Source organism: Streptomyces sp. NPDC030143 (genome assembly GCF_055573695.1).
The window spans coordinates 193531-210936 of sequence record NZ_JBVIAY010000013.1; the positions used below are offsets into that span (position 1 = coordinate 193531).

Below are 17406 nucleotides of genomic sequence, written 5' to 3' on the forward strand. Positions count from 1 at the left end.
CCCATTCCTCGTGTGCCGCTGTCCAGTTGACCGGGTGCGATGACGCTCCGTCGGCGACACAGCGTAGCCGCCGTGATCTTCGGGCGGGCAGCCGATTCCCCCCTGGGCCGCCGGGGCAGGCAAGATGGGGGCGTGACCCTCATCGATCAGTTGCCGCCGACCGCAGATCCCGACGCCCTGTACGACGCCTTCGAGTCCTGGGCGCAGGAGCGGGGTCTCACGCTCTACCCGCATCAGGAGGAGGCGCTGATCGAGGCCGTCTCCGGCGCGAACGTGATCGTGTCGACGCCCACCGGCTCCGGCAAGAGCATGATCGCGGCAGGTGCGCACTTCGCGGCGCTCGCCCGTGACGAGGTCACCTTCTACACCGCTCCGATCAAGGCGCTGGTGTCGGAGAAGTTCTTCGAACTGTGCAAGATCTTCGGCACGGAGAACGTCGGCATGCTCACGGGCGACGCGTCGGTCAACGCCGACGCCCCGGTCATCTGCTGCACGGCCGAAGTGCTGGCCTCGATCGCGCTGCGCGACGGCAAGGACGCCGACGTCGGCCAGGTCGTCATGGACGAGTTCCACTTCTACGCGGAGGGCGACCGCGGCTGGGCCTGGCAGATCCCGATCCTGGAACTGCCGCAGGCGCAGTTCGTCCTCATGTCGGCGACCCTCGGCGACGTGTCCTTCTTCGAGAAGGACCTCGCCCGTCGAACCGGCCGCCCGACCGCGGTGGTCCGTTCGGCCACCCGGCCGGTGCCGCTGTCGTACGAGTACCGGTACACGCCGCTCACCGAGACCCTCACCGACCTGCTGGAGACGAGGCAGGCGCCCGTCTACATCGTGCACTTCACGCAGGCACAGGCGGTGGAGCGGGCGCAGGCGCTGATGAGCATCAACATGTGCTCGCGGGAGGAGAAGGAGAAGATCGCCGAGCTGATCGGCAACTTCCGCTTCACCACCAAGTTCGGCCGCAACCTCTCGCGTTACGTGCGGCACGGCATCGGCGTGCACCACGCCGGCATGCTGCCCAAGTACCGGCGCCTGGTGGAGAAGCTCGCCCAGGCCGGACTGCTGAAGGTCATCTGCGGTACGGACACCCTCGGTGTCGGCGTCAACGTGCCCATCCGCACGGTGCTGTTCACGGCACTGACCAAGTACGACGGCAGCCGGGTGCGGACGCTGCGGGCGCGCGAGTTCCACCAGATCGCGGGCCGGGCCGGGCGGGCGGGCTTCGACACGGCGGGCCTGGTCGTCGCGCAGGCCCCCGAGCACGTCATCGAGAACGAGAAGGCGCTCGCGAAGGCCGGCGACGACCCGAAGAAGCGCCGCAAGGTGGTGCGCAAGAAGGCTCCGGAGGGCTTCGTCGGCTGGACGGAGAACACCTTCGAGAAGCTCATCGACTCCGAGCCGGAGCCGCTGACGTCGCGGTTCCGGGTGACGCACACGATGCTGCTGTCCGTGATCGCCCGGCCCGGCAACGCGTTCGAGGCGATGCGGCGGCTGCTGGAGGACAACCACGAGCCGCGCAAGCAGCAGTTGCGGCACATCCGGCGGGCGATCGCGATCTACCGTTCGCTGCTCGACGGCGGGATCGTGGAGAAGCTCGCCGTGCCGGACGCCACCGGCCGCGTCGTCCGGCTCACCGTCGACCTCCAGCAGGACTTCGCGCTGAACCAGCCGCTGTCGACGTTCGCGCTGGCCGCGTTCGAGCTGCTGGACCCGGAGTCTCCGTCGTACGCGCTCGACATGGTCTCCGTCGTGGAGTCCACCCTCGACGACCCGCGCCAGATCCTCGCCGCCCAGCAGAACAAGGCGCGCGGCGAGGCGGTCGCCGCGATGAAGGCGGACGGCGTGGAGTACGAGGAGCGCATGGAGCGTCTCCAGGACGTCACCTATCCCAAGCCGCTGGAGGAGCTGCTCTTCCACGCCTACGACACGTACCGCAAGAGCCACCCGTGGGTCGGCGACCACCCGCTGTCGCCGAAGTCGGTGATCCGGGACATGTACGAGCGGGCGATGTCCTTCACCGAGCTGGTGTCGCACTACGAGCTGGCGCGCACCGAGGGCATCGTGCTGCGGTACCTGGCCAGTGCCTACAAGGCCCTCGACCACACCGTCCCGGACGACCTCAAGTCGGAGGATCTGCAGGACCTGATCGAGTGGCTGGGCGAGATGGTGCGCCAGGTCGACTCCAGTCTGCTCGACGAGTGGGAGCAGCTGGCCAACCCGGAGGAGATGACCGCCGAGGAGGCCCAGGAGAAGGCCGACGAGGTCAAGCCGGTCACCACGAACGCGCGCGCCTTCCGCGTCCTCGTCCGCAACGCGATGTTCCGCCGGGTGGAGCTCGCCGCCCTCGACCAGGTCGCCGAGCTGGGCGAGATGGACGGCGAGTCCGGCTGGGACGCCGACGCGTGGGGCGAGGCGATGGACGGCTACTGGGACGAGTACGACGACCTCGGCACCGGCCCGAACGCCCGCGGCCCCAAGCTGCTCGTCATCCAGGAGGAGCCGGAGAACCGTCTGTGGCGCGTCCGCCAGATCTTCGACGACCCCAACGGCGACCACGACTGGGGCATCAGCGCGGAGGTCGACCTCACGGCTTCCGACGCCGAGGGCCGCGCGATCGTCCGCGTCACCGGCGTCGGCCAGCTGTGAGCACCGAGCGAGGCACAGGAGACCCGACCATGACGAATCCGGCCGAGAGGCTCGTCGACCTGCTCGACCTGGAGCAGATCGAGGTCAACATCTTCCGCGGTCGCAGCCCGCACGAGTCCCTCCAGCGGGTGTTCGGCGGTCAGGTGGCGGGTCAGGCGCTGGTCGCGGCCGGCCGGACCACGGAGGGCGACCGGCCCGTGCACTCGCTGCACGCGTACTTCCTGCGCCCGGGCCGCCCGGGCGTGCCGATCGTGTACCAGGTCGAGCGGGTGCGGGACGGGCGGTCGTTCACGACGCGCCGGGTCACGGCCGTACAGCAGGGCCGCACGATCTTCAATCTGACGGCGTCCTTCCACCAGCCGGAGGAAGGTCCCTTCGAGCACCAGTTGCCGCCGGCCCGCGAGGTGTCGGACCCGGAGTCGCTGCCGACGGTCGCGGAGGAGGTGCGGGAGCACCTGGGCGGGCTGCCCGAGCAGTTGGAGCGGATGGCGCGCCGTCAGCCGTTCGACATCCGCTACGCCGACGGGCTGCGCTGGAGCCCCGAGGAGATCAAGGACGCCGAGCCGCGCAGCGCGGTGTGGATGCGGGCGGTCGGTCCACTGGGTGACGATCCGCTCGTCCACACCTGCGCGTTGACCTACGCCAGCGACATGACCCTGCTGGACGCCGTGCGCCTGCCGGTCGAGCCGCTGTGGGGCCCGAGGAACTTCGACATGGCGTCGCTGGACCACGCGATGTGGTTCCACCGGCCGTTCCGGGCCGACGAGTGGCTGCTGTACGACCAGGAGTCGCCTATCGCGGTGGGCGGGCGCGGGCTGGCGCGGGGCCGGATCTACGACCGTGAGGGGCATCTGGTGGTGTCGGTGGTCCAGGAGGGGCTCTTCCGCACGCTGGGCTGATCTCGGCTCAGGAGGATCCGAGGGCGGGCCGGGGCCCGCCCTCGGGTGTGTTCGCGGCCCGGCGTCGCTCGATGCGCACGCCCTGGAAGTCCGTGCGGATCCTGGCGCCGTCGGCGTTCCGTATCGGCTCGGTGCCGTGGTGACCAGCCGCAGGGCGGGGTGTCGTGGTGCCGCTCGGGCCGTAGCCGTGGGTGGGTGCGAGGTCGACGAGGGCGCCGCGGGCGGAGGGCACGCTGACGGTCTGCGGGCGGCCGGACTCGTCGACGCCCGCCCCCTGCACCGAAGTTCTCCGTGCGGCAGAGGTCGTCGGGCCGACCGGGTGACCGGCGGCGCCCCGTACAGCGCCTCGCAGGTGACACCGGAGCGGCCACGGGTACCGGTAACGGCATGGCTGACGTGGTGCAGGCGGGACTGTGGGGACTGCTGGCGGGCTCGGCGCTGCTCGTCGGAGCCGCCCTGGGATTCGGGCTGCGCGTCCCGCAGAAGGTGATCGCCGCGGTGATGGCCTTCGGCGCCGGCGTGCTGCTGTCGGCGGTCTCCTTCGAACTGGTCGGTGAGGCGTACGAGGAGGCCGGGCTCGCCCCGGCGGCGATCGGCACGCTCCTCGGCGCCGGCGCCTACACCCTGGGCAACGTCTGGCTGGCACGGCGGGGCGCCCGGCACCGCAAACGCTCCGGGCACCAGTCGGCGCAGTCGCAACCCTCGGAGGAGCAGCAGGACGGCTCCGGTATGGCGCTGGCGCTGGGAGCCCTGCTGGACGGCGTCCCGGAGTCCGCGGTCATCGGCGTCAGCCTGCTCGACGGCGGGGCGGTCAGCCTGGTGACCGTCGCGGCGGTGTTCATCAGCAACGTCCCGGAGGGCCTGTCCAGTTCGGCGGGGATGAGGCGGGCCGGGCGCGGCTCGGCGTACGTCTTCGGCGTGTGGACGGCGATCGCCGCCGCCGGCACCGTCTCGGCCGTCCTCGGTTACACGGTCGTCGGGGCGTTCTCCCCGGCGGTGATCGCGGCGGTCACGGCGGTGGCCGCCGGGGCGATTCTCGCGATGGTCGCCGACACGATGATCCCCGAGGCGTTCCAGGACGCCCATCTCGCCATCGGACTGATCACCGTGTGCGGCTTCCTCGTCTCGTTCGCCCTCTCCCACACCTGACCGACGCGCGGCCCCGGGCCGTACCGGCTCGACGGCGCGCGGAGGTGCGCGCCGCGGCGCTCCGCAGCTCCCTTCCCACTCGTCCCGGACCAGGGCACCGCGGTCGCGGCCTACCGAGCCGGCCGGACGCGCCCGGTGTGCCGCAGGATCTCGTCGGCAAGACGGTCGTCCAGGGCCGTGGGCAGGGTGTGCCCCATGCCGTCGATCATGACCAGCCGGGACCCGGGGATCACGGCGGCCGTGGCCTCGGCGTGCGCGGGCGGGAACATCGGGTCCTCGGTGCCGTGCAGCACCAGCGTCGGCACGGCGATGGAGGCCGGGTCCACCGTCGCATCCCCGCCGGCGGCCCCGGCGAACGTGTGGTTCAGCACGGCCTGGAGATCACGCGCCCGCTCGTACACCCGCTGTTCCATCGCGCGGTACTCGTCCTCGTGGAACGGCAGCACCGAGCCGTGCAGCACCCGCCACAGCGGCAGCCGGGCGGCGAGGTACTCCGCCGGCCCTGTCCCCGCCGGGGGAAAGGCGGTCGCGAGTGCGGCCATCAACTCCGGTGTGGGGGGCGGAAGTTCGCCGGGAAGCGGCGGCTGTCCCTCGAGGGCGCGCAGGACCACCGACGCCATGTCCGTGCCCAGCGGCTGGGAGGACAGACTCGTCAGAGTCAGCACCCGGTGCGGGTGGGTGACCGCCAGACGCTGGGCGATGACGCCACCCAGGGACGCGCCCACCAGGTGGGCTCGGTCGACGCCGAACGCGTCCAGGACGGCGAGCGCGTCCGAGGCCATGTCGGCGACGGCGTACGGCCGCGCGGCGAAGTCGACGGTCGAGGAGCGGCCGGTGTCGCGGTGGTCGTAGCGGACGACCCGCAGGCCGCCGTCGGTCAGCCGTCGCACGAGGCCGTCGTTCCACTGCACGCCCTGTGCCTGTGCGCCCATCACCAGCAGCACCGCCGGATGCCCCGGCTCGCCGAAGTCCTCCGCCCACAAGTCGAGATCGTCTACGCGGACGGTGCGCTCGCGGCCCGTCAGATGCTGGTCCCTCTTATTTTCCTGCATGGTCGTTCAATATAATGGCCGCGTCCGCGCGCGGCACCTGATATGCGCGAGTTGGACGCCGCGGACCCCTGCGGGCACCCTGATGCCCATGGTGGGAGTCAAGGGGCAGGTGCAGAGGCGTGGCGTGGAGCGCCGTCGCGCCATGGTGGACGCGGCGATCGAGCTGTTCGCACGGCAGGGCGTACGCGGCACCGGCGTTGCCTCGATCGCCGAGCGGGCCGGCGTCACCCCGTCCGCCCTCATCCACCACTTCGGCAACAAGGACGGGCTCGTCCGAGCGGTCCTGGAGGAGGCGGACCGGCGCGCCCTGGAACGCCTGTCCGCCACGCCGGACTCCGAACCCACCCTGGAGCAGGCCTTCGACTGGTTCGTGCGAGACGCCGAGCACACCGCCGCCGCCGAACGCGAACTGGCGGCCCTGCACACCACCCTCACCGCCGAGAACCTGGAGCCCGGCTCCGCCCTCCACTCCTGGTTCCGCGACCGCGGCCGGGCGCTGCGCGCCCACCTCGTCTCGCTGTTCACGCGCGCCGCGGCCGACGGTTCCGCCCGCACCGACCTCGACCCGGCGACCCTGGCCGCGGAGACGGCCGCGTTCGTCGAGGGCGCCCATCTGCTGTGGCTGCTGGATCCCGAGCAGGTGGACCTGACCGCCGTGCACCGCAGCTACTTCGAGGGCCTGGCCGCCCGACTCCAAGGGCGTGGGGAGTCAGGGGGCCGGCGTGAGGGGCGGTGAGAGGGGGCTGTGAGTGAGGGCGCGGGAGGGGGCCCGAGAGAGATGGGCGGGAGAGAGCCGCGAGCAGGCGGCCAGCCGGGGAGACACCCGGGCGAGGAAGCCGCGCGCCCGGGACAGCCCGTCGTGAGCGGAGGGCGGTGAACGGGGGGCGGTGAGCGGGGGGCAGTGAAGGAGAGTGGGCGCTGGTCGTGTCGCAGACACGGGAGGCGCTCGTCGCGAGCGGGTATGACCCCTCAGGGCCCGGCTTTGCCAGAACGGGGCGGGTGCGCGGGGTCAGGCGCTTCTGCGGCGCAGCCAGCCGAACAGTCCGGCCCCGGCCCGTGCCGGTCGAGCCGCGACGGACGCCGCGTCGGACAGCTCGGCCGTCCCCGCCGGCTCACCGCCGCAGAACACTTCGACCCCGCCACACAGCCCGCCCCCGCCCGACGTCTCGGATCCGCGCGGCACCTCGGATCCGCCCGGCACCTCGGATCCGCCCGACTCCTCAGGCCCACCCGACACCCCACCCCCGCCGAACACCGAGCGCCCTCCGGTGAGCTCGGGCCTCCCGACCGTCTCGCCTCCGCCCGGTACCTCGCTCCCTCCCGTGGCCTCTCCCCAGCGGAACACCTCGCCCGCTCCGAACAGCTCGCGCCCCACGCCCGGCCAGGCGTCGCGCGTCCGGGTGGGCTGCGCGTACGGGCGGGGCGCCGGCTGGCGGGCGCGGGCCTCCTGCACGGTGCGCGCCAGGTCGGAGCGCAGCCAGCCGATCTCGTCGGGTTCGTCGGCCGTCGCGATCGCTGAGCGGCCGGTGAGCCCGGCGCGCCGTGAGCCGGCGGTCCGGGCCGGAACCGGTCGAGGTGGGAACGCTCGTAGGGGTCGGTGACGATCTCGGCGACCTGGCCGGGATCGAGGAACCCGGCCAGCACACCGGCGCGCTGCCACGGGTCGTCCGCCCGGCACAGCAGGAACCCCAGTCGGCGCCCCCGCCAGTTCCGGGGCCGCCGGTCCACGCCCGCCCGCACCTGTTCCCGCAGCGCCCGGGGTGTGCGACCGGTCAGCAGGAAGGCGTTGCTCCTGTCGTCGGCGAACTGCCGCAGTTCGGCGGCAAGATACAGCCAGACGACGGCTCGGTAGCGGTTGACGTAGAACTTCACCGGCAGCAGGAGCCCCATCCTGGCCAGGCGGGTGAACCGGGTCGGCGGCACATCCATCAGCGCTGCGCCGTCGCGGGTGCCGACGGCGCGGACGCTCTCGAGGAGTGCCTCGGGGAACCCGGGGGCCGAGCGCAGCCGGTCGATCTCGGCGTGGGGGACGCGGCGGCTGCCCCCGCCCCCTTCGTCGGGCACGGTGTTCAGGCGCCCGAGGTCGACGGCGAGGTCGAACTCGCTCCGCTTCAGGCCCAGTTCCCGTGCGGCGCGGCTGAGGCTGTGGGTGAGGGCGAGCGGTGGGGTGCTGGTGGTTCGGGACATGGTCGGTCTCCCCCGTGGAGTGATGTGGGCCGCGCTGTCCGCGTCGGCCTCGGGAAAAAACCGTAGCCGGATCCGCGGATCTCGTGGCGGACCTGTGGATAACTCCACGGAGAAGGGAAAAGTGCAGGTCAGAGATCTGTGAAGGGGATTCGGTCGGGGTGGCGCGCGTCCACGGTGAGGTGTTCGCCGACCCGGTTGACGAGCAGGGCCATCTCGTAGGCGATCTGGCCCATGTCCGCCTCCGCCGCGCTGAGCACGCACAGGCAGCTGCCGGTGCCGGCCGCGGTGACGAACAGCACCGCGTCGTCGAACTCGACCATGGTCTGGCGGACGCGGCCCGCTCCGAAGTGGCGTGCGGTTCCCTTCGCCAGGCTGTGCAGTCCGGAGGAGACGGCGGCGAGATGCTCGGCGTCCTCCTGGCGCAGCCCCGTGCTCGCGCCCGCCACCAGTCCGTCGTTGGACAGGACCAGGGCGTGCCGCACGTGCTCGACGCGCTCGGTGAGGTCGTCCAACAACCACCCCAGGCCCTTTTTCTGCGCCATGTCAGGTTCCCCCCTGAGACGTTTCCCCGTGTGATGTCCCCGCCTGGCCGACGGGTTCCGCGGCCGCAAGCCTTCCCCACCACCGGCCGCCGGGCAAGGAGGATGGAGGCATGGCGCACAAGATGACCGATGAGGAATGGCGGGCGTTCGTCTCGCACGGCACCCGCACCGCGAAGCTGTCGACGGTACGGGCCGACGGCCGTCCGCACGTGGCACCGATCTGGTTCCTGCTCGAGGGGGACGAAGTCGTGTTCAACACCGGGAAGGAGACCGTGAAGGGGCGCAACCTGGCGCGTGACGGCCGGGTCGCCCTGTGCGTGGACGACGACCGGCCGCCGTTCGGCTACGTGGTGCTCCATGGCCTGGCCCGTCTGTCGGAGGACCTCGACGAGGTGCGGCACTGGGCGGCCCGCATCGGGGCGCGCTACATGGGCGAGGAGCGCGCCGAGGAGTTCGGGGCACGCAACGGCGTACCCGGCGAGCTGCTGGTGCACGTCGAGATCGAGAAGGTGCTGGCGGAGAAGGCCGTCGCGGAATAGTCTCCTGAGTCAGGATTTCGATTATATGCGTAGGGTTGCGGGGTTGCGCGTACTGGGCGGCCGAAGGCCGAGTTAATCCTGTCGGACGAGGAGCGGGGCGGTCCGGCGGGCCCCGGACGAACAAGAGGGGAGCCGGGCTCCCCTCTTGTTCGGAGCTCTAACAGGCCGTCCGCCTCAGCCGACCGAGTCCAGCAGCCGGGCGGTGTGCATCCGCCCGGCGTACTCGACCAGCCTGATCAGCACCTCCTTGCCGGAGGCCCGGTCGCGGGCGTCGCACAGGACGACGGGGGTCCCGGGGTCGAGGTCGAGGGCCCGCGAGACCTCCGGGGGGCCGTAGGCCCGCGCTCCCGTGAAGCAGTTCACGGCCACCACGAACGGGATGTGGCGGTGCTCGAAGTAGTCGACGGCGGGAAAGCAGTCCTCCAGGCGCCGGGTGTCGGCGAGGACGACGGCTCCCAGCGCCCCCTGGGACAGCTCGTCCCACAGGAACCAGAAGCGGTCCTGGCCCGGGGTGCCGAACAGGTAGAGGGAGAGGCCGGAGCGGATGGTGATGCGACCGAAGTCCATGGCGACGGTGGTCGTGACCTTCTGGTCCACGCCGTCGGTGTCGTCCACCGACTGGCCCGCCTCGCTGAGGAGTTCCTCGGTGCGCAGTGGTCTGATCTCGCTCACGGCGCCCACCAGGGTGGTCTTGCCCACGCCGAACCCGCCGGCGACCAGTATCTTCAACGCCAGCGGGGCCTGGTCGCCGCCTGTGGTGTCGGAGTGCTCGGAGGCCATGGATCACTTCTCTCGGGAGTGCCGGCAAGCGGTCGATGTCGGTACGGGGTCAGGGCCGGGCCGGTGCGGGAGTCCGGGGTGGCGGTGCTCGTGGCGCGCGGCCCTGGCCACGGTGGGGTGTCCGGACTCCGGCCCGCGACGCGTCCGGAGTGGCGCGTTCCGGCAGGTGGTCCGGAGGCGGCCGTGAGGGCCCGGTCGGCTACAGGGCCCGCAGCCCGGCGATGACCTCGCGCAGGATGCGTTCGTCGGGCAGTTGGGCGGGCGGGACCGGACGGCTGACGGTGACGCAGCCGAGTTCCAGCAGGTCGCCGAGGAGTACCCGCACGACGCCCACGGGCAGGTCCGAGCCCGCCGAGAGTTCCGCGACCGACTGGGTCTCCGTGCGGCACAGCTCGATGAGGGCCCGGTGTTCCGGCCCGAGCCCCACACCGTCGGTGCCTGGTGCGCTCGGATCCAGGGTGACCAGGGCGATCAGGTCGAAGCGCACCCCGGTGGGGCCGGGCCTCGTCCGTCCGCCCGTCATGGCGTAGGGGCGGACGAGGGGTCCGGCCTCCTGGTCGTACCACTGGCTGCCCTGCTCGCGCGGGACGCCGGTCAGGTCCTCGGTCATCGGTGCGGGTCACCCTCTCGCCTCAGCCCGCGGCGGGTGGTCGCGTCGAGACGCGGGGCGCCGTGTACAGGTGCTCGCCGACACGTTTGACCAGACGTGCCATCTCGTAGGCGACGAGGCCGATGTCGGCGGTCACGGCGGTGAGCACGGCGAGGCAGGAACCGTCTCCGGCGGCGGCGACGAACAGGAAGGCGTCGTCCATCTCCACCATGGTCTGGCGGACGCCGCCGACGCCGAAGTGGCGGCCGGTGCCCTTGGCGAGACTGTGGAAGCCGGAGGCGACGGCGGCGAGGTGTTCGGCGTCCTCGCGGCTGAGGCCGGTGGAGGCGCCGACGGCCAGGCCGTCGTTGGACAGCACCACCACGTGCCGTACCTCGCCGACGCGCATCACCAGGTCGTCCAGCAACCAGTCGAGTTCGCCCGACCCTTGGGACGCTCTCGGGCTCGGGTCATGGATCATGCCGGGTCTCCTTCGCTGCTGTCGCCGTCCGGTGCGGGATGCGGGGTACGTCCTGGGCCGGGCTGCCGGCCACCGCCCCGTGCCCAGCCCTCCCGGTAGGCGGCCATCCGGTCGCGGACGAGTTCGGGGGTGCGCCGGTCGTCGGCGCGCGGGTCGGCCGCCGCCCCGGCCGGTTCCTCGGGCAGCTGTCGGCGCAGCTGGGGGGCGAGGCTGGCCTGCCGTACCCGGCGCGGGAGGCCGTCCGAGCCGTCCGGTTCCGCCGTGCCCCGCTGGCCTTCGGAGTCGTCCGGTGGTCGGTGCAGGCGCAAGGTCGTGACTCCGGGAGGTGGGGTGCCGGCGGTCGTCGGTGCGGCGGCACGGACGGGTGCGACCAGCGCCGGCCGGTCGGCGGCCGTGGTAACGGCCTCCTGGTGCGGGCGCCGCTGCGGGTCGGCGGCGGACACGTGCGCGTAGGCGCGTTCTTCGGGCCGCTCCGCCTGCGCCGGGTCGTGGGCGGCGCGTTCCGGTGCCGCGCTGTGCAGCAGGGCGGTGGGCAGCAGGACGACCGCCGTGGTGCCGCCGTAGGGCGAGGTCCGCAGGTGGACCTTGACGGCGTGGCGTGCGGCGAGCCGGCTGACCACGAACAGTCCGAGCCGGTCGCTGTCGAACAGGTCGAGGGCCTCGGACTGTGCGATGCGCCGGTTGGCCTCCGCGAGGGCTTCCTTGCCCATGCCGAGTCCGCGGTCCTCGACCTCCACGGCGTAGCCGTTGCCGACGGGTTCGCCGGTGACGCGCACGCGCGTGTGCGGGGGCGAGAACTGGGCGGCGTTCTCGACGAGTTCGGCGAGCAGGTGGGTGAGGTCGGCGACGGCGGAGCCGATGACGGACGCCTCGGGGAGCTGTCGTACCTCCACGCGCGCGTAGTCCTCGACCTCGGAGACGGCGGCGCGGACCACGTCGGTCAGGGACACCGGAACGCGCCAGGCCCGGCCGGGGGCGGCCCCGGAGAGGATGATCAGGCTCTCCGCGTGCCGGCGCATGCGGGTGGTGAGGTGGTCGAGGCGGAACAGGTCGCCGAGTTCGTTCGGGTCGTCGGAGCGGCGCTCCATGCTGTCCAGGAGGGTGAGCTGGCGATGGACGAGGACCTGGCTGCGGCGGGCGAGGTTGACGAAGACCCCGGAGATGCCGCTGGCGAGCTCGGCGCGTTCCACGGCGGCCCGCAGTGCGGCGCGGTGCACGGTGTCGAGCGCTTCGGCGACCTGCCCGGTCTCGTCCTCGGCGCGGGGGCCGGCAGGGGCCTCGGAGTCGATGTCGATCTCCTCGCCGGCCCGCAGCTTCCGCATGGCCCCCGGGAGTTTGTGCCGGGCGATCTCCAGGGCGCTGTCGCGCAGGTGGACGAGTTCGACGACGAGCGCGCGGCCGATGCGCACGGAGATGACGAGCGAGGCGGCGACGGCGGCGAGGCCGAACAGGACCGCGGCGCCCGCGGGGGTGAGCAGGCCGCGCGCGAACGGGTCGGCCCGGTCGGCCACCTGACGCCCCGCGTCCGCCTCGACGGTGCGCATCCCTTCCTGCACACGCGCGTGGGCCTCGCCCCAGGTGGCCTGCGGCGCCGCGGCGAGGGCCTTCGCGCCGGACCCGTGGGCGAGGACCTTCTCCTCGACCGCGCCCACGGCGGCGTAGGCGCTCCCGGCCGCGAGACGCTGCCAGGCGGTGCGTTCGGGGCCGCGCAGGTCCGCGACGGCCGATGCGGTGAGGAGACGGCGGGTGGCGACGGCGCCGGCGAACAGCCGCAGGCGCTGTGCGTCGAGCCGGCCGGCGAGGCGTGCGCCGGCGAGGACGACGTCCTCCTGGGCCAGTGCCTCGCCCGCGCGGGAGAACTCGAGCAGCACGCGCGCGTCGGAGCCGAGTTCGGCGTCCTGGATGCCGGACAGGGCGCCACCCACGGAGAAGGCGGCGGAGATCGTCGTCGTGTAGCGGCCGTACGTCTCCTGCCAGCCCGCGGTGCCGTCGAGCACGGCGGTCCGCAGGGGGCGCAGCCGCTCCGCCCCGGAGACGAACGCCGCGAGGCGCCGGGCGACTCCGGCGGGCAGGTCCTGGCCGTCGGCGACGGTGCTGTCCTCGTCCAGGCGGAGCGCGGCGACCGCGCGGTCGGTGGTCTCGCCGAGCCTGGTCAGATCCGCGCCGCGGGCGGCGGCCGGGGCGGTGGCGTGCCGCACGGCGGCCGCGCGTTCGTTCTGCAGCGCGGTCACGGCGGCCGCGACCGGGGTGCGGACCTCGGAGTCGACGCGCTGCAACTGGCGCAGCCGGGAGACGTCCTGAGCGGTGCTGACGGTGGCGTACGCCCACAGGGCCAGCAGGGAGACGACGGGCACCATGAGCAGGCAGACGATCTTGGCACGGACGGTGCGGGGGCGGATCCGCCAGCCGCCCGGGCGCGAGGGTGTCGCATCCGCCGACGGGTCCGTCCGCTCGTCCGGGCCCTCGTCGGCGGGTGGTCCGGCGTGGGCGCGGCGCCCGCGGACGGGGGGTGGCGCGTCGGCGCCGGCCGTGGGGGTCCTCCGGGGTGTACGCATGGCCTCCTCGCTCGGAAGGGGTTCGGGGGGCGTGCCGTGCGGTCCCGTCACGCGGTGCGGGCCGAGCGGCGGGCGGCGGCGCTCTGGGCCGGCTGCTGGGCGGAGGCGAGGGCCTCTCGCTCCCCCGTGGTGGGTGACAGCGCGACGAAGGCCGAGGTCAGGAAGAGGTAGGACCCGAGGCCGACGGCGAGGGGGAAGATGAACTGCATCGCCGTGGCCCCGGGCAGGGCCTCGCCGGAGGGCGAGACGCGCACGCTCACCGCGAACATGCCGGTGTAGTGCATGCTGCTGACGGCCGCGCCCATGACGAGGGAGGCGACGGTGACCGCCACCGGCGACTTGATGTTGAGGGCCGCCCAGAGGGCCGCGGTCGCCGCGACGACGGCGATCAGGACGGAGAGTCCCACGAGCGCCGGGTCGTACGTCACGTCACCGTGCAGCCGGACGGCTGCCATGCCCAGGTAGTGCATGCTCGCCACGCCGACGCCGGTGGTGAGCCCGCCGGTCAGCAACGCGCGCGTGCGGTCGCGGCCGTAGCCGACGGCGAAAACGCCCGCGCAGACGACGACCATGGCGACGAGGAGGCTCAGCACGGTGCGGGGGACGTCGTAGCGGATGTCGGTGCCGCTGACGCCGAAGCCGAGCATGGCCACGAAGTGCATGGTCCAGATGCCGGTGCCGATCGCCGACGCGGCGGTGACGAGCCAGTTGCGCCGCGACCGTCCGGTGGTGGCCAGGGCGCGCACCGTGCAGCGCAGCCCGAGGGCGGCGCCGATGCAGGCCATCACGTACGACAGCGCGGGGGTCAGCCAGCCGAAGGTGGCGTGGTCCAGGTGTCCCATGGACCCGGGACGCTAGCCGGGGCACGGAAGCACAAAGGGGGCGCATTTCGAAAGGTGCCGCAATATGACGTGGAAATGCGCTGGAACGACCGCCTCACGCTCGAACGTGTGCCCTCTGACGTCCCCCGTACTGGTGGGGGATCATGCGGAGCATGAGCGACGAGCACACACATGTCCGGGAGTTCTTCACCGCGCGCGCGGCGGACTGGGACAGCCGCTTCCCCGACGACGGTCCCGCCTACGCGGCCGCGGTCGCCGACCTCGGGCTGCGCGAGGGCGACCGGGTCCTGGACGCGGGCTGCGGCACCGGACGGGCCCTGCCGCCCCTGCGGGCCGCCGTGGGGCCGTCGGGGGTGGTCCTCGGGGCCGACCTGACCCCGGCCATGCTGGAGGCCGCCGTGGAGGCGGGACGGGACCGCGACGGGCGGCTGGTCCTCGCCGACGTCGCCGCGCTCCCGCTGCGCTCCGGATCGCTCGACGCCGTGTTCGGTGCCGGGCTCGTCTCCCACCTGCCGGATCCGTTGGAGAACCTGCGGGAGTTGGCCCGGGTGGTGCGTCCGGGCGGGTCGCTGGCACTGTTCCATCCGATCGGCCGAGCGGCCCTCGCCGCCCGCCACGGCCGCCGGATCACCCCGGACGACCTGCGGGCCGAGGACAACCTCCGCCCGCTGCTGGCCGCCGCCGGGTGGCGCATGACGTCGTACGTCGACGAGGACGCCCGTTTCCTCGCTCTCGCCGTGCGCGAGGCTTGAGGTCTCACGCCTTCCCGGCGACCGCGGCCACGAAGGCGTCGGGGTTGTCGAACATGACGTTGTGACCGGCGCCGGGCACCGTCACCACGCGCACCCCCGCCGCCTCCAGGGCGTCCGCCCCGTCGAGTTCGCCGCTCAGTTCGCCCTGGAGGTAGACCCGCTCGATCCCGTCCAGTCCGGTCAGGATGTCGCGCATCACCGGGACCGATCCGCTCCTCAGTCCGACCGCGCTGCGATGCAGGGCGCGCGGGTCGGCCAGCCGCATGGTCGCCGCCCACATCGGTCCGACCCGCTCCAGCACACGCGCGTGGCCGCCGTCGAGGAACTCCTCCTCGGTGTGGGAGGCGATGCCGCTGCTGCCCGCGCTCGGCGGCGGGAAGGCGTCGAGGTTGGCCTCGGTGAGGACGAGCCGTGCGACCAGTTCGGGCCGGCGGTGCGCGAGGACGACGGCCACGGAGCCGCCCATGCTGTGGGCGACGAGCTCGGCGCCGGTCACCCCCGCGGCGTCCAGCGCGGCCGCCAGGGCGTCGGCGTGGTCCTCGAGCGTGTACCCGAAGTCCCGGGGCCGGTCACTGATGCCGTGGCCGGGCAGGTCGACGAAGAGGCTGCGGCGTCCTGCGAGTTCCGGGCGCGCCGCCACATGCGCGTGGTAGACGGCCGAGGCGGCTCCCAGGCCGTGCACGTACACGCGCGCGGGTTCCGCGCCCGGTGTCTCCGTCCACCGGATCCGACTTCCCCCGCCACCGAACTCGGCCTGCCGCATCGTCCGCCTCCTCAGGGCACGTTGTCCGAGCCCCGACAATACATCGATAGCGATGTACTACGGTATCGATATACCACCCAGCAGCGGTACGACCCCTGTGAGGTACCTCGTCGGATGCGACACAATGCGGGCATGCTGGAGCTCTCCATCCTCGGCTTCCTGTACGACGCGCCACTGCACGGCTACGAGCTGCGCAAACGCATCACGGCACTGACGGGTCACGTGCGGCCCGTGGCCGAGAGCACCCTGTATCCGGCGATCAAGCGCCTGGAGAAGGCGGGCCTCCTGGTACGGGCCACGGAGCCCGGTGCGGTGGCCGCCCCGCGGCACGTCCTGAGCCTCACCGACGATGGCCGGCGCGAACTGCGCCGGCGGCTCGCCGAGCCCGCCCGGGGGGACATCAGCGACGAGAACCGCTGGTTCACGGTGCTCGCCTTCCTGCGGCACCTGGACGACACCGCGGCCCAGGCGACGGTGCTGCGACGCCGCCTGGCCTTCCTGACGGAACCGACGAGCTTCTTCTACGACGGCGACCGGCCACTCAGCGCCGAGGAGTTCGACGATCCGTTCCGGCGCGGCGTGCTGACCATCGCGCGGGCGACCTCCCGGGCCGAGATCGCGTGGCTGCACGACACGCTGGACTCACTGCGCGGCTGACCCGCCCCCGTGCCGCACGGGGCAGCCGCCTAGGCCGGGCACCGGGCGGGTGCCCAGTTCCTCCAGTACGTAGCCGTCGGGGTAGCCCTTGATCTCCCGGTTCTGGCGTGCGAAGTGCGGTGCGCGGCGGGGCGGGAGCAGCCGGACGGCACGCCCACGCGCGCGTACCGCCCGGCGGACCAGCGCGCGGGCGGCGGGGCTCGGCGGGGTGTAGCGGAAGGCCTTCAGCAGGGAGTCGTCGAGGAGGGCGAGCAGGCCGGTGCGCAGCACGGGCGCCAGGGGGCGCGGGTACCAGGACACCATCAGGTCGAGCGTGGCGTCCGAGACCCGCCGCCCGCCCTCGTCCCAGGCGAAGTGGGCCTCCTCGTAGGCGTCGAGGCAGGCCTCGAACTCCTCGTAGGACGCGGGTATGTCCTGGATGCCCATACGGCGGCCGAGGGTGCGGTAGTGGACGGAGGTGGCGACGACCTCGTGGCGTGACAGCCGGCGCCAACCGTAGGCGTCGATCCAGCGCTTGGGCATCACGACGAAGGTGCACAGCACGTACCGCATGTCGTCGTCGGCGATGTCGTAGCTGCGGTGCATCTGGTTGATGCGGCGGACTGCGGTGCGGCCCCGGTCGCTGTCGAAGCCGTGCTCGACGACGGCGTCGAGGAGCAGCGCGGTGTCGTCGTAACGCTTCTGCGTGCGGTCCGTGAGTTCGGCCGTGCGGGAGAGAAGGCTCCCGATGGAGGGCACCGCGTACGTGCGGTAGAGGGCCAGCTCCAGAGCGCGGGTGACGTCCCAGGGGAACTCGTACGCCGCCATGAGCCGGTAGATCTCGGAGGCCTGGCCGTACGGGTCCATCCGGCGTATCTGTTCGAGTCGCTCGAAACGCTTCACGGCACGTCCCCCTCTGCCACCGAAGCTCCAACTCTACGTCGTCACAGGCGAGATGAACGCTCCGCACGGGGTATGACGCAAGGGGAGGTGG

General features: G+C 72.7%; 17 protein-coding genes and 1 pseudogene. 7 read left to right on the top strand and 11 right to left on the bottom strand.

Annotated elements, in window-relative coordinates; translation table 11 throughout:
• Window positions 1–132 precede the first annotated feature (132 nt).
• Together ACZ4YY_RS22990 and ACZ4YY_RS22995 are read left to right on the top strand one after the other, a co-directional pair.
• Window positions 133–2646 carry a DEAD/DEAH box helicase gene (locus ACZ4YY_RS22990; RefSeq protein WP_468293141.1) on the top strand — a complete coding sequence of 838 codons (2514 nt, stop codon included), beginning with the start codon at window positions 133–135 and terminating at the stop codon, window positions 2644–2646.
• A 29-nt stretch (window positions 2647–2675) separates the two neighbouring features.
• Window positions 2676–3545 carry an acyl-CoA thioesterase gene (locus ACZ4YY_RS22995; protein ID WP_468293144.1) on the top strand — a complete coding sequence of 290 codons (870 nt, stop codon included), beginning with the start codon at window positions 2676–2678 and terminating at the stop codon, window positions 3543–3545.
• 7 nt (window positions 3546–3552) lie between these two features.
• On the opposite strand, the gene ACZ4YY_RS23000 is transcribed toward ACZ4YY_RS22995, so the two are convergent.
• Window positions 3553–3825, bottom strand: a complete 273-nt coding sequence (locus ACZ4YY_RS23000) for a hypothetical protein (RefSeq protein WP_468293147.1) — start codon at window positions 3823–3825, stop codon at window positions 3553–3555.
• Window positions 3826–3932: 107 nt separating this feature from the next.
• Here ACZ4YY_RS23000 and ACZ4YY_RS23005 point away from each other — a divergent pair, with 107 nt between their 5' ends.
• Entirely contained in the window at window positions 3933–4694 is a 762-nt protein-coding gene (locus ACZ4YY_RS23005) for a ZIP family metal transporter (protein WP_468293150.1), read from the top strand.
• A 110-nt stretch (window positions 4695–4804) separates the two neighbouring features.
• Here the strand turns inward: ACZ4YY_RS23005 and ACZ4YY_RS23010 are convergent, their stop codons facing one another.
• The gene (locus ACZ4YY_RS23010; protein WP_468293153.1) at window positions 4805–5746 is read right to left on the bottom strand and encodes an alpha/beta fold hydrolase; all 942 of its coding nucleotides are present in this window, start codon (window positions 5744–5746) and stop codon (window positions 4805–4807) included.
• An 88-nt stretch (window positions 5747–5834) separates the two neighbouring features.
• Between ACZ4YY_RS23010 and ACZ4YY_RS23015 the strand changes: the two genes are divergently transcribed.
• A complete protein-coding gene (locus ACZ4YY_RS23015) occupies window positions 5835–6482 on the top strand; it encodes a TetR/AcrR family transcriptional regulator (RefSeq protein ID WP_468293156.1) in 648 nt (215 codons plus the stop codon).
• Window positions 6483–7148: 666 nt separating this feature from the next.
• Here ACZ4YY_RS23015 and ACZ4YY_RS23020 read toward each other — a convergent pair.
• Window positions 7149–7933, bottom strand: a pseudogene (locus ACZ4YY_RS23020) (DUF6397 family protein); the annotation flags it as partial.
• A 128-nt stretch (window positions 7934–8061) separates the two neighbouring features.
• A complete protein-coding gene (locus tag ACZ4YY_RS23025) occupies window positions 8062–8475 on the bottom strand; it encodes a roadblock/LC7 domain-containing protein (RefSeq protein WP_468293159.1) in 414 nt (137 codons plus the stop codon).
• Window positions 8476–8585: 110 nt separating this feature from the next.
• Here ACZ4YY_RS23025 and ACZ4YY_RS23030 point away from each other — a divergent pair, with 110 nt between their 5' ends.
• On the top strand, window positions 8586–9014 hold the full coding sequence (locus tag ACZ4YY_RS23030) for a PPOX class F420-dependent oxidoreductase (protein WP_468293161.1): 429 nt from the start codon (window positions 8586–8588) through the stop codon (window positions 9012–9014).
• A gap of 174 nt (window positions 9015–9188) precedes the next feature.
• Here the strand turns inward: ACZ4YY_RS23030 and ACZ4YY_RS23035 are convergent, their stop codons facing one another.
• The 5 genes from ACZ4YY_RS23035 to ACZ4YY_RS23055 form a co-directional block, all read right to left on the bottom strand.
• Entirely contained in the window at window positions 9189–9794 is a 606-nt protein-coding gene (locus ACZ4YY_RS23035) for a GTP-binding protein (RefSeq protein WP_468293164.1), read from the bottom strand.
• 199 nt (window positions 9795–9993) lie between these two features.
• Window positions 9994–10404 carry a DUF742 domain-containing protein gene (locus ACZ4YY_RS23040; RefSeq protein WP_468293167.1) on the bottom strand — a complete coding sequence of 137 codons (411 nt, stop codon included), beginning with the start codon at window positions 10402–10404 and terminating at the stop codon, window positions 9994–9996.
• A 22-nt stretch (window positions 10405–10426) separates the two neighbouring features.
• A complete protein-coding gene (locus tag ACZ4YY_RS23045) occupies window positions 10427–10864 on the bottom strand; it encodes a roadblock/LC7 domain-containing protein (protein WP_468293170.1) in 438 nt (145 codons plus the stop codon).
• Window positions 10861–13419, bottom strand: a complete 2559-nt coding sequence (locus ACZ4YY_RS23050) for a sensor histidine kinase (protein WP_468293172.1) — start codon at window positions 13417–13419, stop codon at window positions 10861–10863. Before ACZ4YY_RS23050 ends, ACZ4YY_RS23045 begins: the two co-directional genes overlap by 4 nt.
• Before the next feature lie 47 nt (window positions 13420–13466).
• Window positions 13467–14261 (bottom strand): MHYT domain-containing protein, encoded by a 795-nt coding sequence (locus tag ACZ4YY_RS23055; protein WP_468293175.1) that lies wholly within the window; start codon window positions 14259–14261, stop codon window positions 13467–13469.
• Window positions 14262–14413: 152 nt separating this feature from the next.
• Between ACZ4YY_RS23055 and ACZ4YY_RS23060 the strand changes: the two genes are divergently transcribed.
• Complete coding sequence (locus ACZ4YY_RS23060) at window positions 14414–15013, top strand: class I SAM-dependent methyltransferase (protein ID WP_468293178.1); 600 nt, start codon at window positions 14414–14416, stop codon at window positions 15011–15013.
• Between the two features lie 4 nt (window positions 15014–15017).
• Here ACZ4YY_RS23060 and ACZ4YY_RS23065 read toward each other — a convergent pair whose 3' ends face one another.
• Window positions 15018–15776 carry an alpha/beta fold hydrolase gene (locus tag ACZ4YY_RS23065; protein WP_468293181.1) on the bottom strand — a complete coding sequence of 253 codons (759 nt, stop codon included), beginning with the start codon at window positions 15774–15776 and terminating at the stop codon, window positions 15018–15020.
• 132 nt (window positions 15777–15908) lie between these two features.
• Here ACZ4YY_RS23065 and ACZ4YY_RS23070 point away from each other — a divergent pair, with 132 nt between their 5' ends.
• Window positions 15909–16433 carry a PadR family transcriptional regulator gene (locus ACZ4YY_RS23070; RefSeq protein ID WP_468293184.1) on the top strand — a complete coding sequence of 175 codons (525 nt, stop codon included), beginning with the start codon at window positions 15909–15911 and terminating at the stop codon, window positions 16431–16433.
• Here ACZ4YY_RS23070 and ACZ4YY_RS23075 read toward each other — a convergent pair.
• Window positions 16419–17315, bottom strand: coding sequence for an oxygenase MpaB family protein (locus tag ACZ4YY_RS23075; protein ID WP_468293187.1), 897 nt, complete (start codon window positions 17313–17315; stop codon window positions 16419–16421). The genes ACZ4YY_RS23070 and ACZ4YY_RS23075 overlap by 15 nt on opposite strands.
• Window positions 17316–17406 lie beyond the last annotated feature (91 nt).